Raw genomic sequence first — 16,298 nt, 5'->3', positions numbered from 1 at the left:
TCTAATTAACGGAACCACATTAATGTAACTTGCCCCATCATGACTTTTTTCATATAGCCTACTTGAACTGACACCATAAATCCCATGTGTTCCATAAAGCATCGTATACAATTTCAGATAAATTCTTTAGTTATGTGATCAGGCTATGTGCTCAAATTACCTATTTCCAAATAAAAGAAATTTGACACTCTTAGGTGTCGATACAAGCCAGTTTGATCTTGAGCTTAAGGATCATGTATTCCCTTCCTATCATGCTCCAATCATTCTGAACGGCTCAGATCACTTAGAGCTTGATATTGCAAAGTTTGGATTACTACCGAGCTGGGCGAAAGAATTGAAGTTCAGCAGTCATACTTATAACGCCAGAACTGAGTCTGTAGCAGATAAGCCTAGCTTTCGACATGCTTGGAAGTACAGCAAGTTCTGCCTAGTCCCAGTACAAGAATTTTATGAGCCGAAATACATCAATGGCAAGCCACACTGGTACACCATCAAGCGTAAAGATGATCAGCCTTTTACTGTTGCAGGGATCTATGATGATGCAGTGATTAATGGCAATAAGGTACGTTCCTTTTCAATGTTGACCATCAATTCGGACCATCACCCTTTTATGAAACAATTCCATGCACCGAAGGATGAGAAGCGATCCATCATCGTTATTCCAGAACAGTACAGAAAAGACTGGCTAACAGCCGATCATGAACATGCGCATGAATATTTCTTTCAAATGCCCGATGAATTCGTCACATTTCCACGCGATGAGCAGAAACAAAACGTCTTATTCTGACGCATCCTTGTTTATCCACAACTTTTTAAATTTGAATTTTAAACGCTGTTAGTAATATCCTATTTAAACAAATTCTACTTCCAAACACGCCTCGTAGCGTAGGAGTATCTCATGTCTAAGAAGTTGCCTATTTACTTCTCTGACGACGCATGGTCATCTTTACAAGAGCTCATGGGTCCAGAGGGTAAACCAAGTCCTACCATCAACACCGTGCTTGAACAAATCGCTGTTCAAAATGAGCTTGTTGAAAAATTAGGGCTTACTGCTGTCCTACCCAAATCCAAAGTATCTATTCCCGTCTCTTTAGAGCGTATCCCTGCAGGTCCGGCCTTCAGCACCAAGGATGAGCAAGACAAAGCACTCGATCTGAATGAGTTCCTGATTCACAACCCTATTTCTACTTTTATTGCCTATGTAGACAGTGAATCCATGCTCGATGCTGGCCTAGAGATTAATGATCCAATCATTATTGATCGCAGTATTGAAGCCAAGCATTACGATATCGTGGTTGCCCTGATTGATGACAATGCCTCGACCATTAAGCGGCTGATGATCACCAATAAGATGTCCAAGTCTGAAATCAAAGAAATATTTGGAGATGAAGATTATCCGCTTCCAGAACTTTGGTTGAAGGCTGAAAATTCGAATTACAATCACATCATTCCTGATGATAGTCAGACCATATCAATCTGGGGTGTGGTGACTTTTAATTTAAAGCGTATTTATCACCGCTCATAAAAAGAAGAATAACCATGCAAAGTGAAAATGAAATATTCGCGTTAGTCGACGTGAATAATTGCTACGTCTCGTGTGAGCGTGTGTTTAATCCTGCCTTGAATGATCGCCCAACCATTGTGCTCAGCAACAATGACGGCTGTGCCGTGGCCAGAAGCCAGGAAGCGAAAGACTTAGGCATCAAGATGGGTGTTCCTGTATTCCAAATTAAAGAGCTGATCAAACAACATAACATTCAGGTGCTATCCAGTAATTTCTCCTTATATGGCGAAATGTCCAAGCGCTTTATGGAGCTGCTTGGGGACTATGTTGCACCAGGAGATCAAGAGGTCTATTCCATTGATGAATGCTTTCTGAAGCTCACAGCTTACGAGCATCTATTTGACCTGACTGTATATGCTCAAGACATGAGGGCTAAGGCTTGGCGTTGGTTAAGCCTACCCTGCTGTATTGGAATTGGTCGCTCTAAAACCGAAGCCAAGATTGCCAATCATCTCGCCAAGAAAAACAAGTTCTTCAATGGGGTCTGTAATCTGGCCCATATGGACCCATGCTCTACAGAAACGCTACTCGCGCAGGTTGATGTGTCTGAGGTTTGGGGCGTAGGCAGACAGAACTGTAAGAAGCTCAATACTATGGGTGTTCAATCTGTGCTGGATCTGATCAATGCCAATCCTAAAGAAATCAAAAAGCAGTTTAGTATCGTGATGGAAAAGACGGTGCTTGAGCTACAGGGCCTTTCTTGTATTGACCTTAGTGATGATACTGTAGCGAAGAAGCAAATCATCAGCAGCCGTTCATATGGCAACCCAGTGTATGAAATGGATGACATTAAAGCTTCGGTTCGGCTTTATGTGGCCAGAGCCGTGAAACGAATGCGGGAAGATGGCTCAATCTGCAAGATGATCGGCGTGTATATCCAAACCAGTCGCTTTGATAAGACAGAGCGCTACTCGCCTTACATCGTCGTTCAAATGCATGAGCATACGGATGATCTACTGCTCATCACCAAGGCCGCGATGAAAGGCATCGATCAGATATTTAAGAAAGGCTTTAAGTATAAAAAGGCGGGAATCGTGCTGCTCGAAATTACAGATCAATCCAAGTTTGTGCCCGATCTATTCACGGACTATTCACATAAGCAAGAGCGAGAAAGGCTTTCAGATGCCATCGAAGCCATCAGTGAACGGTTTGGGAAGAATCTCGTCACGCTAGGCATTGCCAACAATAAAGAAGCCACATGGCACATGAATCAAAACCTTAGATCACCTTCGTATTTAACCAAATGGTCTGACTTACCAAGAGTAGGATAAAAACATGCACTTATTTAAATTAACTGACGAACAACTCGCACAAATTCTTATCCCGAAACGATTTGTACCACCTACTCCACCTGAACATGAAGGCAAGAATATGGTCTATGTATTTGATAGTGAGGATAAGTTTGAACTGACTTATGATGAGCTGGTGGAAATCATTAGCAAAGCTAGAATGGCTGGTCCGAAGTTGATACCTGTCTTAGGCACCGTGAATTAAATTGTGCAGTGTTCGCACGCCACTTGAAACATAACTTGATTGGAAATGAATTTGGGCTGAGAAAAATTCAGTTCAAATTTAACCTGACGGGCACACTAAAAAATGGGTAATTGTCAGATCGAGTTTGGACTACAACACTTTAGCTCATCGATTTACCATACCGCTAATCTTCACACCATTTTCGTAAATCCAGCGATCAAACTGTGATACTACATTCCGCTTATTAATCCAAGTCAGCATGGTGCTTTTCATAAAGGCAGTTTACTTATAAACAGGGAAATTTCTAAACAATTCCCCTTTAACATGCTTAGGCTATTTGATCCAGAGTTCATCTTTTTGCATCATTTTTAACATTAAATTAAATATAACCAGCGGAGTAACATTTTTTTTGTTAGAGCCGACAACTCTTTGAAAACTAAATTTAACGGTTCGCTCAGGAGCATCCAAATTAACTGGGTAGTTTTGTTTTTCTAAATACAGATGATCTCCTAACATTGGCTCTATACCAGTAATAAAATTAACAATTTGTTGCTCATCACCTTTCATTCGGCATTGAAAATGTAGAAAATTCTTACGCAGTTTTCCAAATAATAATAATATTTTAAGCGCCTTAACCATGTTCTTTTCTTTCAGTGCATCTTGCTGCCTATCATCTTTATAATGAAAATCAAGGAGAGGAATTATTTCATCTGGACGAGTCAGTTTTTTAGCCTTTTCGTAAAGTTCATCAAACCAACTCTCTTCTAAATTCTTACTATAAACATAATTCGTTTTTAAATTAAATTTTTGGCGATCCATCCATTTAGTGCTCATCCATTGACATCGTTGCATCCATTCTTGAGCTTGGGTATCTTCGCTTAAACGACCTTCTCTAAAACTTATCAAACGTTGAAAAGGTGTCAGAGTACTCTTCTCTATACTAAACTTCTTTTCTTGTCGGCCAGCCATCGTAACTGGCTGTGTTTGCTGATAAGAATTAAACCATTTCTGCTGCTGAGTATAACGATTTAGGTTTATGTAGTCTGTACTTGACTTCACTGGACTAAAACACTGTTCTAATACTTTTTTTGAAATGATACACGGCGAATTATAAATTCGATCGACTGCTAATAAATCCAAAACATGAAGGTAATTTGAAGCCGTTTGCTCAATACTGCTATGCCCCATCCAAGAGGCGAGCACCTGCCATTTATGTTGAATAATCTCTTCTTGAGCACGTGCTTTCATACCAAACAATAAATCCCTCATCTTTTTTGCTTTTACCCAAGGACAATCTGTGTAGGTCTTGATCATTTCTTTTGAACCGAGCAAAGTTATTGCTAGATAGTTAGCAGCACTGTGGCGTAATGTATGAAAACTAAAGCCATGATGCATACCTAATATTTGACTAAACAAATCTACTGTAATTTTGCTGATACATTGATCAGTTAATACACGATGATTCACACTAAAAAGTAGATCATCCTGCTGATTAACCAAATATTGCTCATAACGATGTTGTATGTAACGTTGTACTACTAAAAACTCATGTTCTGACAATGCAATTTTCAATGGTATTTGACGATTCGCACTTCGCGTTTTCAGACGGCGATATGAATTGTCTTGGATATGAAGCGTGATATTATTAAAAACTGTATTTTCTTTTTCTTTATAAAGTAGCTCTGGGCAAATAATATCTTGTATTTTAAGACAACGAACTTCATTTAATCGAAGTCCAGTTCTATAACTTAGTAAATACATCAGCTTTAAACAACTCAGATGATCGACCCACTCTGATGCCGTTGGCTCTTGACTTAAATTTTCTAGTTTTTCCAATAATTTGCCAAATAGCAAAGGACTCACTAGCCGTGCATTGCAAATTTGTAAATGCTTAAAACTTGAATTCTGTAACACCAATACCCCTGGAGCATCATAATTCTCTATACAGAATTGATGAAAATCTTTTAGGCGACCAAAACGGTATTCTGCGCTTTGGTGCATCTTACGAGAGGTTTTTCCTTTCACCGAATCTCGTTGAACTGCTTTTTCATCACGTTCACTGCTGTATTTCAATAGCTGCCGATATAAATCCTCATAGTCATCTATGGATTGTTGCTTTAAATCTAATTTATTGAGCCAAATCTCAAATATAAATTCTTTGCCAAACGATCCTAAGTAGCTTTCAATAGTTGATAATTGAAGCCCTCGTTTTTTTAAATGCATTAACCAGTGAATTAAGCGTAGTTGAGCATCAATTAAAGACTTTTCCTCCGTATTAGCATCAACTATCTTCTCCTCTAACACCCTTCTAGTTTCTTGCCAAAAACGTAGCGTGCGTTCTTCTTTATTCCTCTTTTTATCTAAACGCTCAACTTTTTGACCTTTACGTTTCTTTTGACCAAACAACATCAACTCATACGGAATCGTTTGTAATTTGCTTTGAACAGTCGGAACTTCAGGAAGTAACTGCTCTTGTTCAAAATGAATAGGGCGATTATCTGGTTCTGTGACTTGATTGTAATCATTATTCCACAGCAATCTAAATTCGGATGGCCTTAAAGCAACAGTATTAATCTCTTGCTGAAGCACATTACTCAAAAATATATCTATGCTGAGGTTTGGATTAAATTCGAGTACCATTTGCACATCATTAAATGCACGAAATCCACGGCGTTTAATTTGATATTGCAGATCCCCAAGACTTTTTTTCCTGCCTATCTTACTCAAGCTTTCTAAAATACAATCTTCAACTGAATGTTGCAGACAAAATTCTTTCTGAGTAGCTTTCAACTTTTTTAAATATTGCAAAATGAACTGCGCATATGGGTTAAAAAAAACATGTTTCCATTGGTACAACTTTCCCTGTTCTACATCGTTGCCATATTGAGAGTTTTCAACACGATAATGTAGTAACAATGGATTAGTGATTTTTTTGTAGTCCGAATGGTATAACCGAAAACAATTCAGATCTGTACCAAGCTCAATGGCCTCCTGCAATTGCTTCTGAATAGCAATCAAATGCTGTTCATCTGCACAGCCTGAAATATATATAAAACTTAAGCATAAATTTCCCCATAAGTACTTTGGTTCATTCCAATATTCAAATGAATCTTGCCAATACTGCCTTAATTCCTTAAGTACATGGATATGTAGATGCCCCTGTTCTAACCGTGACTCTGTACTCTCAATTTTTCTAGGCAGTACGATCCGTTTAGTATGTGGATTTAGCTTAATTCTGTATGATTTTTTATCTACATTCTGGTTGAATTGCTTCCTTCTTTTATTAAATTCATCTTCAGTAAATTGCATCAGTTTTGATTGTTCGTCTCGGCTCAACTTTTGACTCAAACAATCAACACTATCTTTAATGTCATGCCATTTTTCAGCGATCTGCTGATCAAGTTTTTGCTGCATTTCTTTCGTCAATACTTCAGGTGGAGAAGGCTGTCTATCTAGCGACTTTTTCACCATTTTATGAATATCAACAAATAGATCATCTAGTTGTGGTTTTATTAGTTCTTTGATTTTTTGCATACAACTATTTTCGCTCTAAGTGTTTAATCGATAAAGATTTGACATTATCTTGCAATTGCTGGCGGGCTTGCTGTACATAGACATTCGGGATAAGTGAAGAATGCGGATGAAAAGCCTCTCGGTCACGTTGGTCATGACCATACAGGGCCTGAATTAAGTGAAAAGCTAATGCTGGTTTACCCTCTTGCTGCTCATGCATCAAAAAGTTCATGTCAAAATGACGTAACCAATTCGAATACATATTCTTTGGAAAGACTCCTTGCATATATGAATTCACCCATTTTCTCGATAAAGGGATTAACTTAATTTTCCTGCTCTGCCATTCTTTGACAGTTATCGGCAAGATATCTTTACTAAAAATGACCTTACCAAAAAGATCATTTACAGTTATCTTCTTCTTTGCAAAGACTTGTCTAAAAAATGAACCGTACGCTTCAATAATTTGTTCTAAAAAGGCAGTGTAATTTTGCAGTGTTTTTATGAAAAAATCAGATAAAGGGATAAAACGACCATCTTTTCTTGCTTTACTATTTTTCTTATCATTCACATATAAAAGCTTGAGCTCAACACAATAATCATCCAAATTCCCCAACAGGTTTTTTTTAGGCCGACTTGCCAAACTCAACAAACTGATATGCCACATCCAACACGCATATGCATTAAGTTGATTAATAATGTGCTTATCTTCTTGGATGTTTTCGTGACAATGTCTATGTAAAATATGGAATTGCTCTTTCACAAAATTGGGTTCAAGTGCCAGTTGGCTCCCTATCCTTCCTATAGATAATGCAGATTGCACTTTGAATTGTTGTTGCAATATTTTTAGTTCAGCCGTGTCTTCAGTAAAATGTGTGGAATGTGGTGTAAGTGCTTTTTCTAAAAAGGCTAGATATGTGCTACTGAGTTGAGTTTTCGGTAGCCCGCCATAATAGATACCAGGCATGTGATGCTGACTATCCCGCCCAGCAATTACATGAGCAAGATATTCATTATATGTTTCATAATATATATGAAAATATAATTGAGCCTGCAGTTTTTCTACAGTGATCGAACCTACAAACCGATTATCAAGCCAATTCTTAAGTTTCGTATTAATGTGTGTTGATGAAATTAGTGGATTCGATGCTTGTTCTATATAGTCAAACCAAGCAGAAGGTAAATGTAGTTGATGTGTCATCACTTCATTCCACCGCACATGATTTAAGCTCTTAATCTTCTGCTCTGTAATTTTAAGATTTAATTTGAGTAAATATTCGCGACGTCTACTTGAACCATTCTGGATCAAAATTCCATCTTGAATAAGCTCGTTAAAATCCATCAGTGCGACGGGTGATAATCCCGTCAAAAGTGACAATAAACATGCTGCAGCGATTGCAGCATCCCTCCAGTGCCCGGATAACTCGGTTCTCAACACATAAACAATTTGCTTCAGTATATCTGGCGCCAAATAATGTGGATTTGTAACAAAAGGAGCATGACGGCGCTGGCGATGCCGCATTAGATGCGTCGCATTATCGCTGAGTATATAATTTAAATTTTTAGACTTTTCATCTTCTGAATAAAACTCCATTTCAGGATCTAATAGATCAACTTCACCCTCTTCATCTTTGTGAAGAGCGGCATCATAAATACTAATCTTTGCGTTATGTCCAATATCTACTTGCTTACCCGTTTTAATTTCACGAAATTTTTTGAGTTCATTTTTCGTCGGCCATTGCAAAACTTTGCTTTTTTTTGACTTACGCTGACGATGAACTACACGACGATCATCTAGTCTTTTAAAAATTATTAATAGAGCCGATAAATACTCTATGACTTGTACTTGTTTGAAATCTTTAATATTAAAAAGTTGATTACGATCCTCTTTTTTCAAATTACGTTCGTACGTGACATAACAATTTAGCAGCTTACTACATTCATGAAATAATTCAGCATGATTAGAATCCAGCACATATCGTGAGACATAGCGTAATAGGTCACAAACATGTTTTTGCTTATTCTCAGCTTTATCAATTTTTGCAAATTCTTGATACTGCCGATATGTTAAAAAACTCGCTTGTAGAATCAAATAACGTTGCGATGACAGCTCTTGTGTATTACTAGAATCTGGACATGCAAAAAAACTCACAGCAGCTAAAAAAGAATACTTACCGATCTGTCTGGAGCCTGATATATAGCTATAAATTTGTTGTGCTAATTTGTATAGAGCGTAGACATCTTTATACAAATCATCTGATAGATCGACAAATTGTGTATTTACAATATCATCACGTAATAGACAATAATCTTGTTGATATTTTTCTGCTAAATCTAAGAATTGCTCTTGTGTTTCAATGTTTGGCATATTCATTTTCGCTTAATATTTTTATCACGTTGCATTGTTTAAATTCATTGTGATCAGAACGATTTGGTAAAAGTTGATCCTTTATTGAATTCTTTGTTAGCTTAAAAAATCTTGCAAAAAATTTAGCATCCAGTTCTTTCTGAGCTTTTCTTTCAAAGCACAAGTGTTGTTGTGATTTTTCGATAAAATCATCAAGATTATGTATCAACTGTAAGATTGCAACATAATTAGAATGCACACGTAAGCCTGGCTCCGTTTGCATCAATAGCAAGATTTTTTGCCAAATTTTCACATAGATTATTTTGAACTTTGCTTGTACTACTACTTTCTGACTCTGTTTAATCTTTTTGATTTTCAGTAGTTCTGAGTTAATTTTTACTATCTCAAGTTGAACATTTTTTCGGTCAAAGCAAAAGGGCATGATAAATTGCCCCATAAAAATTTCTATATTTTTTACCAAATAGTCAAATCTTAACATTTTTATCGATTTAAAAAATGAGCATATCTTTGTATATGAAACTTCATTTAATTTATCAACTAAATTTTCTCAAAATTACAATTCTCAACAAATACATACGGTTTGCTTATCTATGACGGTCTAAATTTTAAGAATTCTTCCACTTTTTTTTAGTTTTCTGTTATTACATGAAACAATACCGTTGTATTACATTTTAGAAATGCTGTGTATGCAGCATTGATCAAAAAGATTCTCTGCTATACTTACTTCACGTGTAGCATCAATGGAGTTTCGAAATGCTCAGAACCACTGAACAGAAAAGAAAATATATTCAAGCGACACGTTCGCAAAACTATCAAGCCAGCCTAAAGCTTGAAGGCATTACAACGACAGCTCAAACAACTCAACAAAGTAAAGCTGAAATCTTGCAAAAATATAAGAAGTATTCGCAACCCGAATCTTAGTCAGGTGCATGTATGGATAAATATGGGGAAATGGGTGACAGCCTGTATTGTTACCCTGGCACAAATATCCTAAAGAACAAACTCAATATTCGTGATGAACAAATTTTAGAACAAGCTGAACTGGAACTGTCTGGATTAGCAAGTAGTCTCATTGAATATGCTGAACCACCCTACGACTTAAAATACTTAAAATCAATTCATGTACAGCTTTTTGGCGACTTATACGACTGGGCAGGAAAATTAAGACAAATCGATATTTCCAAAGGTGATACCCGTTTTTGTAATTTTTCCCGTATTGAAATTGAAACCAATAAATTACTTAGGCCACTTCAAGAAAAAAAATACTTTCAAGGCTTAGCACCACAAAAACTAATCCCTCAACTTGCCGACTTGTATTGTGAGCTTAATGTCATACACCCATTCCGTGAAGGTAATGGACGTACACAACGGATTTTCTTTGAGCATCTGATTGCTCATTGTGGTTATGGTATTGATTGGTCTCGCATTGACTCTCAACAACAATGGATTCAAGCAAATATTGAAGGTTTTTATGGTAATTTAAATCCATTAATTCAGATTTTTGAAATATGCTTTATTCAAAATACCTAAAATTTAAGTAGTCAGAGCCTACAATCCTTAATTAGCCATCATCTTTGCTTCAATCCACTGATTAATTTCCCAAATAAACCAACAAACACGATTCTTAGAAATCTTAATACTCTTCGGGTAATTTAGGATCGTAATATTCAAATTACTTATCTAGAATTGAATAGATCGTTAACTTAGATAGACTTTTAAGCAATATAACTTGCCGCATGTTTATCAACATATGTCTCAAAAAAGTCTGCCCACACATAGATTTATGGCGTTTAGTGCTTAAATTTCAGATTAATCTTCGTCTGATGACTGGAATGGATATTACAGATTACATGCAGGTGAATTGCTTAGTAGCTGTATCATCGCTTTTGTGTAATCCAATACATTTGATCAGAATGTTCTCTTTTTCAATAAAGCAGCCTCTTCTGCTTTTCCTGAACCAACGAACTATGTCATTGATTTGAGTCAACCGACAACAGTGATGCTGAATCAAATCCCCAAAGAAGGGATTAAATGCAAGATGTGGTAAAAAAAAATAGGGGATGGAAGTTATTATCCGTCTAATTGAAACCAGCCCATGAGTCGAGATCAGTTGAGTAAGAATCATTTTAAGTGAATAAGAGAAGGATGGCTCACCTCACTTCTCCGAATAACAACGCTATGCTTTTCAACCAAGGTAGAAATTGGCAACTACATTTCATTCTTCATCATGCTGATCTTATGGCATGTAGACAATTACTACATCATTTGCATTCAATGCTCAATACAGCCTGTCAGCAGAACCGCAGCGATACTTTTTTTCGTGCATACATGTAGTGTTTAAATCCATTCATTTTTCAATGATCCTCTGCCGTTTATCACATTTATGGTCGATCTTTAACCTTGTGAAAAATGCACATACCGATCCCTTCAAACTGTCAAATTTATGTATGCATGACATTTAAAGAAAATTATCTGATCAATTTTTTTAGGTAAAATTCATCAAGAAAAAGTTATTATTATTCATAACATCACCAATAACCACATAAAAACAATAATTTAATAAATTATTCTTCCAATTTTTTTATATTTAGTGTTATTACCTCTAAATCCATGTTTACCACCTTCTATTACATAAGTAATTTAGAAGTATCCACGATATAAATTGCTTGCCCTCACACCTCTCCCCTCTCACGCCCAAAAAATTTATACTGAAAGGCAGATTAAGCCCGTTCGAGTTACATATAGCCGCATGCTATATTGAAAGCATTAAGAAAATATCCTCAATATTTATAGGATTTTTAAAGTATGAACTAATTTTCGAAGAACCCTTTCTAAGTAATGTGACCTATTAGGAAAAATGAAAATACTGAAATCTCCGTATCAACAATCAGTCAAAGTACATCCTGATGATTTTCTGTAACCGATACCCAAGGACTATACCTACCCTTCTGATGTGCTGTGCAACAAAGCCCTCCTTAGCCACACTATAGCTATAGATTAATTCCATTATTTTGTGATTTAATTAAATTATTCATTCTTAAGACCCAATTTAATGGATTTATATTTCACTAAACCAGAAGAAGTTGTGACTCTTTTAGGTGAGCGTTTACGTAAGCAACGACTCTTTCTGGAGATGTCTCAAGCTGAGGTAGCAGCACGCGCTGGTGTCGGCGTGAATACAGTTTCGAATCTTGAAGCGGGACGAAATGTATCTGTTGAAAATTTAGTCCGTATTGCAATGGTCTTGGGTCGATTAAACGAACTTCAGGAACTATTTAAACCTCAGCTTAACAGTGTGAATGACATTCTTCGCTATGAGAGTCAAAGTAAGCGCCACCGTATTAAGAGGAAGGGATAATGCTCAATAGACTTAATGTTTATTACAACGGTTGGGACGAATCATGGTTATGGGGAACGCTGATTAGTTCAACAGCCACGACAGGTAGACCCACCATTGCTTTTGAATATAGTCCAGAAGCAATACAGCAAGGTGTTGAGCTCTCTTCTTACTTGCTGCCTTTAAAAGGTCTACCATTCAGACAAGGTTTTCCTACTCATCAAATGGGACTCCCAGGTCCAGTCTATGACGCTTTACCAGATGGTTGGGGCATGATGTTGATGGATCGATATTTCAAAAAAATTGGCTTAAATTCAGCACGAATTGGACCTTTGGAGCGTCTGACCTATATTAGTAGTCACGCAATGGGTGCCCTCTCCTTTGAACCTTGTGTTGCTGACATGCAAACCTCAGAAAATATCCCTTTACAACAACTGGCCCAGGAAGTTCAAGAAGTACTCAAAGGTGAAGGTGGTGAATTTCTACAGCATTTATTGGTCATGGGTGGCTCCCCTCAAGGTGCCAGACCAAAAGCGTTGGTTTACCGAGATCCTGTCAATTTAGAGTTTTCGACTCAAGATTCTGATCAACATGAAGCCTGGCTGATTAAGTTTCCTGCTCAGCAAGAGCATCCTGAAGTCTGCGCCATTGAAGCCGTCTATGCAGAATGTTTGCGACTTTGTGCAATTGAGACTCCAGATACCCATTTCTTTAATTTGCCCAATGGTTTAACGGCTTTTGCTTCTAAACGATTCGATCGTCAAAATGGTATGCGGATTCCAATGCAGAGTTTGGCTGCATATACAGGAGCAGACTATAAAGTTCCAGGTAGCCTAGACTATCGCAATTTTCTCCGGGCAACCTTGATGTGTACGCAAGATGTACGAGAAAGATTGCATGCTTTTAAACGTGCTGTGTTTAATGTGCTTTTCAATAATCGGGATGACCATACTAAGAACTTTTCATTTCTCATGGAGAAAAATGGTCAATGGAAATTGGCTCCAGCCTATGATGTGACCTTCTGCGAGGGTCCAGGTGGTTATCATCAAATGGACATTATGGGAGAAGCGCTCAATATTTCCCGAAGTGACATACATAAACTCGGTACTTCAGAAGCTAATCTGACTACTCTAGAAGTCGATGAGATCATCTTGACCATGCGTGAAATTGCACTTCAATTTAGTCAAATTGCGCAGCGCCTGTATCCCCATCAAATTCGAGAATCTACCCTACAGATGATTCAATCACGGATTCAACAGAATATTGATTTTTTAACTGAAACCTAAGCGTAAATATAAACTAAGCGCCAACCATCAACTGCAAATAGACTTTGATATAGTTAGTCGCTACATAATCTGTAGAACCTGTGAATTAGCTCTCTTTATAATCACGAATATTAGATGGATCACCGCCAAGATATATTCTGCAAACGTGAAATCACTACATCCAGATCGAAAATCACTAAGAAAAAACTGTCACCAAAAAAAGGTCTGCACTATGGATAGATGCAGACCAAACTCTGGATAACTACCAGCACGAGAAATATGTCGCAATTTTGCATAGACATGAATTTGATAAAATCAGCCCAGAAAGCCAGAAATTCATAAAAACTATTTCATCAATCCCCTATAACTTAATCACGTTCATGGTCGATCTTAAATCTTGTGAAAAGTACTCATGCTGACCTAGCCAAACTGTAAAACTCATGTATTTATAGCCTTTAAATGAATCTTTCAATCGGTATATTTAAGGTAAAAACTAGTAATCAGAAGTTATTATCACCCCCATATAAAACAAGGATCAACTTAAAAACAATAACTTAGTAAATTATTCTTTCATTTTTTTTATATTTAGTGTTATTTTAATGTACTATTCATTGGATATCCCTCTACTTATAAGCCTGTGATCTTGCGAATCAGATGGTTCACTTTAACATTCTCTAAGCTGCCCGAGAATTGCTCTGCTCCCTGCCCTATGGCTTCCAAGAAAACATCAGCCCCGCCATGTGTTTCTTTATCTTTAAAACCTGTCTGAATCACGGCTTCTTGCTGGAAATCATCCGCAGCAGCTCCCGTACACCAACCAGTTTCACTCAAAGGATAAGTAAAACTATATTTCTCACCTTGTTTAGGTTGTGGACCCTGTACTGGATGACAGATATCACTGTCTTTCAAATTGATTACTAGGTCATCCATCCGATTTTGTGTCGGACGCTTTTTGCCCGTACCAAAACCAATAATCGGATAAGGTTGTCCATGAATATCTTTGGCAAAACCCGCACGATCATAGTTTTTAACCAAACCTAGTACACTGGTTTCCTGACCTTGTACATATTTTCCAGTACGCTTGGCATAGCCATTTAAAATTAGAGTGTGATCATGATCTGCAGTTATCACAATCAAGGTATTTTTTAATTCAGGGTCACTTTGTCGAAGTTTTTTAATGGTTGCATCCAAAGCCTCGTTTAGGGCAATTGTATCCTGTAATGCACGCTTAGCATTGGTGTCATGTAAAGCATGGTCTATACGTCCCCCTTCAACCATCAGGAAAAAACCATTTTTATTTTGGGTTAGAATGTCCAAAGCGGCCAACGTCATTTGCTTTAAGCTAGGTTCAGGCAAGTTTTTTTTGGTTCGATCTAAGTCATAATTTAAATGGCTAGTATTAAACAAACCCAATAATTTTTCATTCTTTCCTAACTTCATCTGGGAGAGTTGAGTTTGATCATAGACCACTCGATAGCCTGCTTGTTGCATTTCTGCGATCAAATTCCGTTGGTCTATCCGTTCTCCCCCTTGATCTTTCGGCAGAAATTGACGCTTACCCCCGCCTAGAATCACATCAACCCCATCTTTTAATTTGACGTTATAACGCTGATAGGTATCACCTTGCGAACTTGGTACTAATTGGGATGCTATGTCATTTTCAGCATCACGATGACAAATATGGGCATAAGTCGATGCTGGTGTAGCATGCGTAATGCGAGTTGTTGTGACTACCCCTGTACCCCAACCTCGTGCTTTGGCCAATTCAAGTAAAGTTTGAGTGTCTTGCTTATTCTGGTTCTGAGGATTGGTTCCACATTGATGATTTCCGGCCTGATTTGGTTCTACTGCAATTGTTCCAGTCTGCATGGATATCACTTCATTTTTCATTTTTACACCTGTCATATAGGCACCCATCGATGGTGCGCTATCTGTAACCTGTGCATCTTCTGAGAAAGTACGAACAAATGCTGACTCTGGCAGTTGATCTATCGGCAGTTGGCCATCTTCACCAACAGCATAAATTCGTGCAGCTGTCAGTGTCGTGATACCCATTCCATCTCCCAAGAAAAAAACCACACGGTGGGGCTGTTTTAGTGGTTGTACTGAAGCAGAAGATGATTGAACTAAAGCAGGACTTTGGCAGCCCGTCAAAATAACTGTGCCCAAACTACAGCATGCCAAACTTATTGATTTTTTATTAAATTTTTTCTTATGCCAAAGCATTGCATCGCCTCATCTTAGGATGGTCGAAAAATACGCTTTAAATATTCAATTTACATGACAAATTTATGAAAATATTATTATGACTAATTAGGGTCTGTTGACATTTACTGTGGCTTTGTTGCACAAAGATTTTAAAAGTAGAACTCCCCTAAGCTTCTCAAACTTAAGTGACAACTTGGGTGTGAGGTCTGCCTAAATCCGTAAATTTATTTAATACTGTCACACGAGCATGAATCTCATTCACTTGGCTCTGAAAGTTTCTCGCACTGAGTTTATATGCGGACCAATTCGTTGTACGGTAGATTTTAGTTGCTGGCTTCTTCATTCGGAAATTATATTGCTGAATCAGACCTTACAAACAGCTTTGTGCAACAAAGCCGTCTTTAAGTACTTTTTTTAAAGGAAAAATCATCGACTTAAATCTATATTTCCAACAGTGCCACTTTTATCGCTTTAGCACCTCAACTTATTTAAGTGGCGTAACTTACATAACTTATGCATCCCATTTAAGTGACCTCAGTTATAGTATTCCGTGTCAGGAATTTGTCCACTTAT

Annotated in this window: 14 protein-coding genes and 2 pseudogenes; 9 read left to right on the top strand and 7 right to left on the bottom strand. The window is 37.4% G+C overall.

Annotated elements, in window-relative coordinates; genetic code table 11:
* Positions 1-145 precede the first annotated feature (145 nt).
* The 4 genes from B3J29_RS07250 (at position 146) to B3J29_RS07235 (ending at position 3,058) form a co-directional block, all read left to right on the top strand.
* Positions 146-787: an SOS response-associated peptidase gene (locus B3J29_RS07250; RefSeq protein WP_002046584.1), complete on the top strand. Its 642-nt coding sequence runs from the start codon at positions 146-148 to the stop codon at positions 785-787.
* Between the two features lie 111 nt (positions 788-898).
* Positions 899-1,525, top strand: a complete 627-nt coding sequence (locus B3J29_RS07245; protein WP_000038641.1) for a LexA family protein — start codon at positions 899-901, stop codon at positions 1,523-1,525.
* Between the two features lie 14 nt (positions 1,526-1,539).
* Positions 1,540-2,835 carry a Y-family DNA polymerase gene (locus tag B3J29_RS07240; RefSeq protein WP_019836128.1) on the top strand — a complete coding sequence of 432 codons (1,296 nt, stop codon included), beginning with the start codon at positions 1,540-1,542 and terminating at the stop codon, positions 2,833-2,835.
* A gap of 4 nt (positions 2,836-2,839) precedes the next feature.
* Positions 2,840-3,058 (top strand): hypothetical protein, encoded by a 219-nt coding sequence (locus B3J29_RS07235; protein WP_000550047.1) that lies wholly within the window; start codon positions 2,840-2,842, stop codon positions 3,056-3,058.
* A gap of 144 nt (positions 3,059-3,202) precedes the next feature.
* Here the strand turns inward: B3J29_RS07235 and B3J29_RS15425 are convergent, their stop codons facing one another.
* From B3J29_RS15425 to B3J29_RS07215, 4 genes are read right to left on the bottom strand one after another with little or no spacing between them, the layout of a single operon-like run.
* Entirely contained in the window at positions 3,203-3,310 is a 108-nt protein-coding gene (locus tag B3J29_RS15425) for a hypothetical protein (protein ID WP_372551473.1), read from the bottom strand.
* Between the two features lie 60 nt (positions 3,311-3,370).
* Positions 3,371-6,571, bottom strand: a complete 3,201-nt coding sequence (locus tag B3J29_RS07225) for a site-specific integrase (RefSeq protein WP_002046149.1) — start codon at positions 6,569-6,571, stop codon at positions 3,371-3,373.
* A 4-nt stretch (positions 6,572-6,575) separates the two neighbouring features.
* Complete coding sequence (locus B3J29_RS07220; RefSeq protein ID WP_002046159.1) at positions 6,576-8,915, bottom strand: hypothetical protein; 2,340 nt, start codon at positions 8,913-8,915, stop codon at positions 6,576-6,578.
* Positions 8,902-9,393, bottom strand: coding sequence for a hypothetical protein (locus B3J29_RS07215; RefSeq protein ID WP_000943375.1), 492 nt, complete (start codon positions 9,391-9,393; stop codon positions 8,902-8,904). The genes B3J29_RS07220 and B3J29_RS07215 overlap by 14 nt, the downstream gene beginning before the upstream one ends.
* A gap of 275 nt (positions 9,394-9,668) precedes the next feature.
* Here B3J29_RS07215 and B3J29_RS07210 point away from each other — a divergent pair, with 275 nt between their 5' ends.
* Together B3J29_RS07210 and B3J29_RS07205 are read left to right on the top strand one after the other, a co-directional pair.
* A complete protein-coding gene (locus B3J29_RS07210) occupies positions 9,669-9,836 on the top strand; it encodes a YhfG family protein (RefSeq protein ID WP_000946583.1) in 168 nt (55 codons plus the stop codon).
* A 12-nt stretch (positions 9,837-9,848) separates the two neighbouring features.
* Positions 9,849-10,445: a putative adenosine monophosphate-protein transferase Fic gene (locus B3J29_RS07205; RefSeq protein WP_000362164.1), complete on the top strand. Its 597-nt coding sequence runs from the start codon at positions 9,849-9,851 to the stop codon at positions 10,443-10,445.
* A gap of 27 nt (positions 10,446-10,472) precedes the next feature.
* Here B3J29_RS07205 and B3J29_RS07200 read toward each other — a convergent pair whose 3' ends face one another.
* Positions 10,473-10,586, bottom strand: a complete 114-nt coding sequence (locus tag B3J29_RS07200) for an AlpA family phage regulatory protein (RefSeq protein WP_002046152.1) — start codon at positions 10,584-10,586, stop codon at positions 10,473-10,475.
* A gap of 223 nt (positions 10,587-10,809) precedes the next feature.
* Between B3J29_RS07200 and B3J29_RS15420 the strand changes: the two are divergent.
* From B3J29_RS15420 to B3J29_RS07190, 3 genes and pseudogenes are all read left to right on the top strand, one after another.
* Positions 10,810-11,001, top strand: a pseudogene (locus B3J29_RS15420) (hypothetical protein); the annotation flags it as partial.
* Between the two features lie 966 nt (positions 11,002-11,967).
* Positions 11,968-12,273: a helix-turn-helix domain-containing protein gene (locus tag B3J29_RS07195; RefSeq protein ID WP_000366814.1), complete on the top strand. Its 306-nt coding sequence runs from the start codon at positions 11,968-11,970 to the stop codon at positions 12,271-12,273.
* Positions 12,273-13,538, top strand: a complete 1,266-nt coding sequence (locus B3J29_RS07190; protein ID WP_000934716.1) for a type II toxin-antitoxin system HipA family toxin — start codon at positions 12,273-12,275, stop codon at positions 13,536-13,538. The genes B3J29_RS07195 and B3J29_RS07190 overlap by 1 nt, the downstream gene beginning before the upstream one ends.
* Positions 13,539-14,144: 606 nt before the next feature.
* Here the strand turns inward: B3J29_RS07190 and B3J29_RS07185 are convergent.
* The gene (locus B3J29_RS07185) at positions 14,145-15,743 is read right to left on the bottom strand and encodes an alkaline phosphatase (protein ID WP_000964377.1); all 1,599 of its coding nucleotides are present in this window, start codon (positions 15,741-15,743) and stop codon (positions 14,145-14,147) included.
* Positions 15,744-15,906: 163 nt separating this feature from the next.
* Positions 15,907-16,017 (bottom strand): annotated as a pseudogene (locus B3J29_RS07180) (IS5/IS1182 family transposase); the annotation flags it as partial.
* Positions 16,018-16,298: the final 281 nt, after the last annotated feature.

The organism is Acinetobacter sp. UBA5984 (genome assembly GCF_002429925.1).
Classification (GTDB): domain Bacteria; phylum Pseudomonadota; class Gammaproteobacteria; order Pseudomonadales; family Moraxellaceae; genus Acinetobacter; species Acinetobacter variabilis.
Note: the sequence above shows the minus strand (reverse complement) of the source record. Positions and strands in the feature narration are given on the sequence as shown.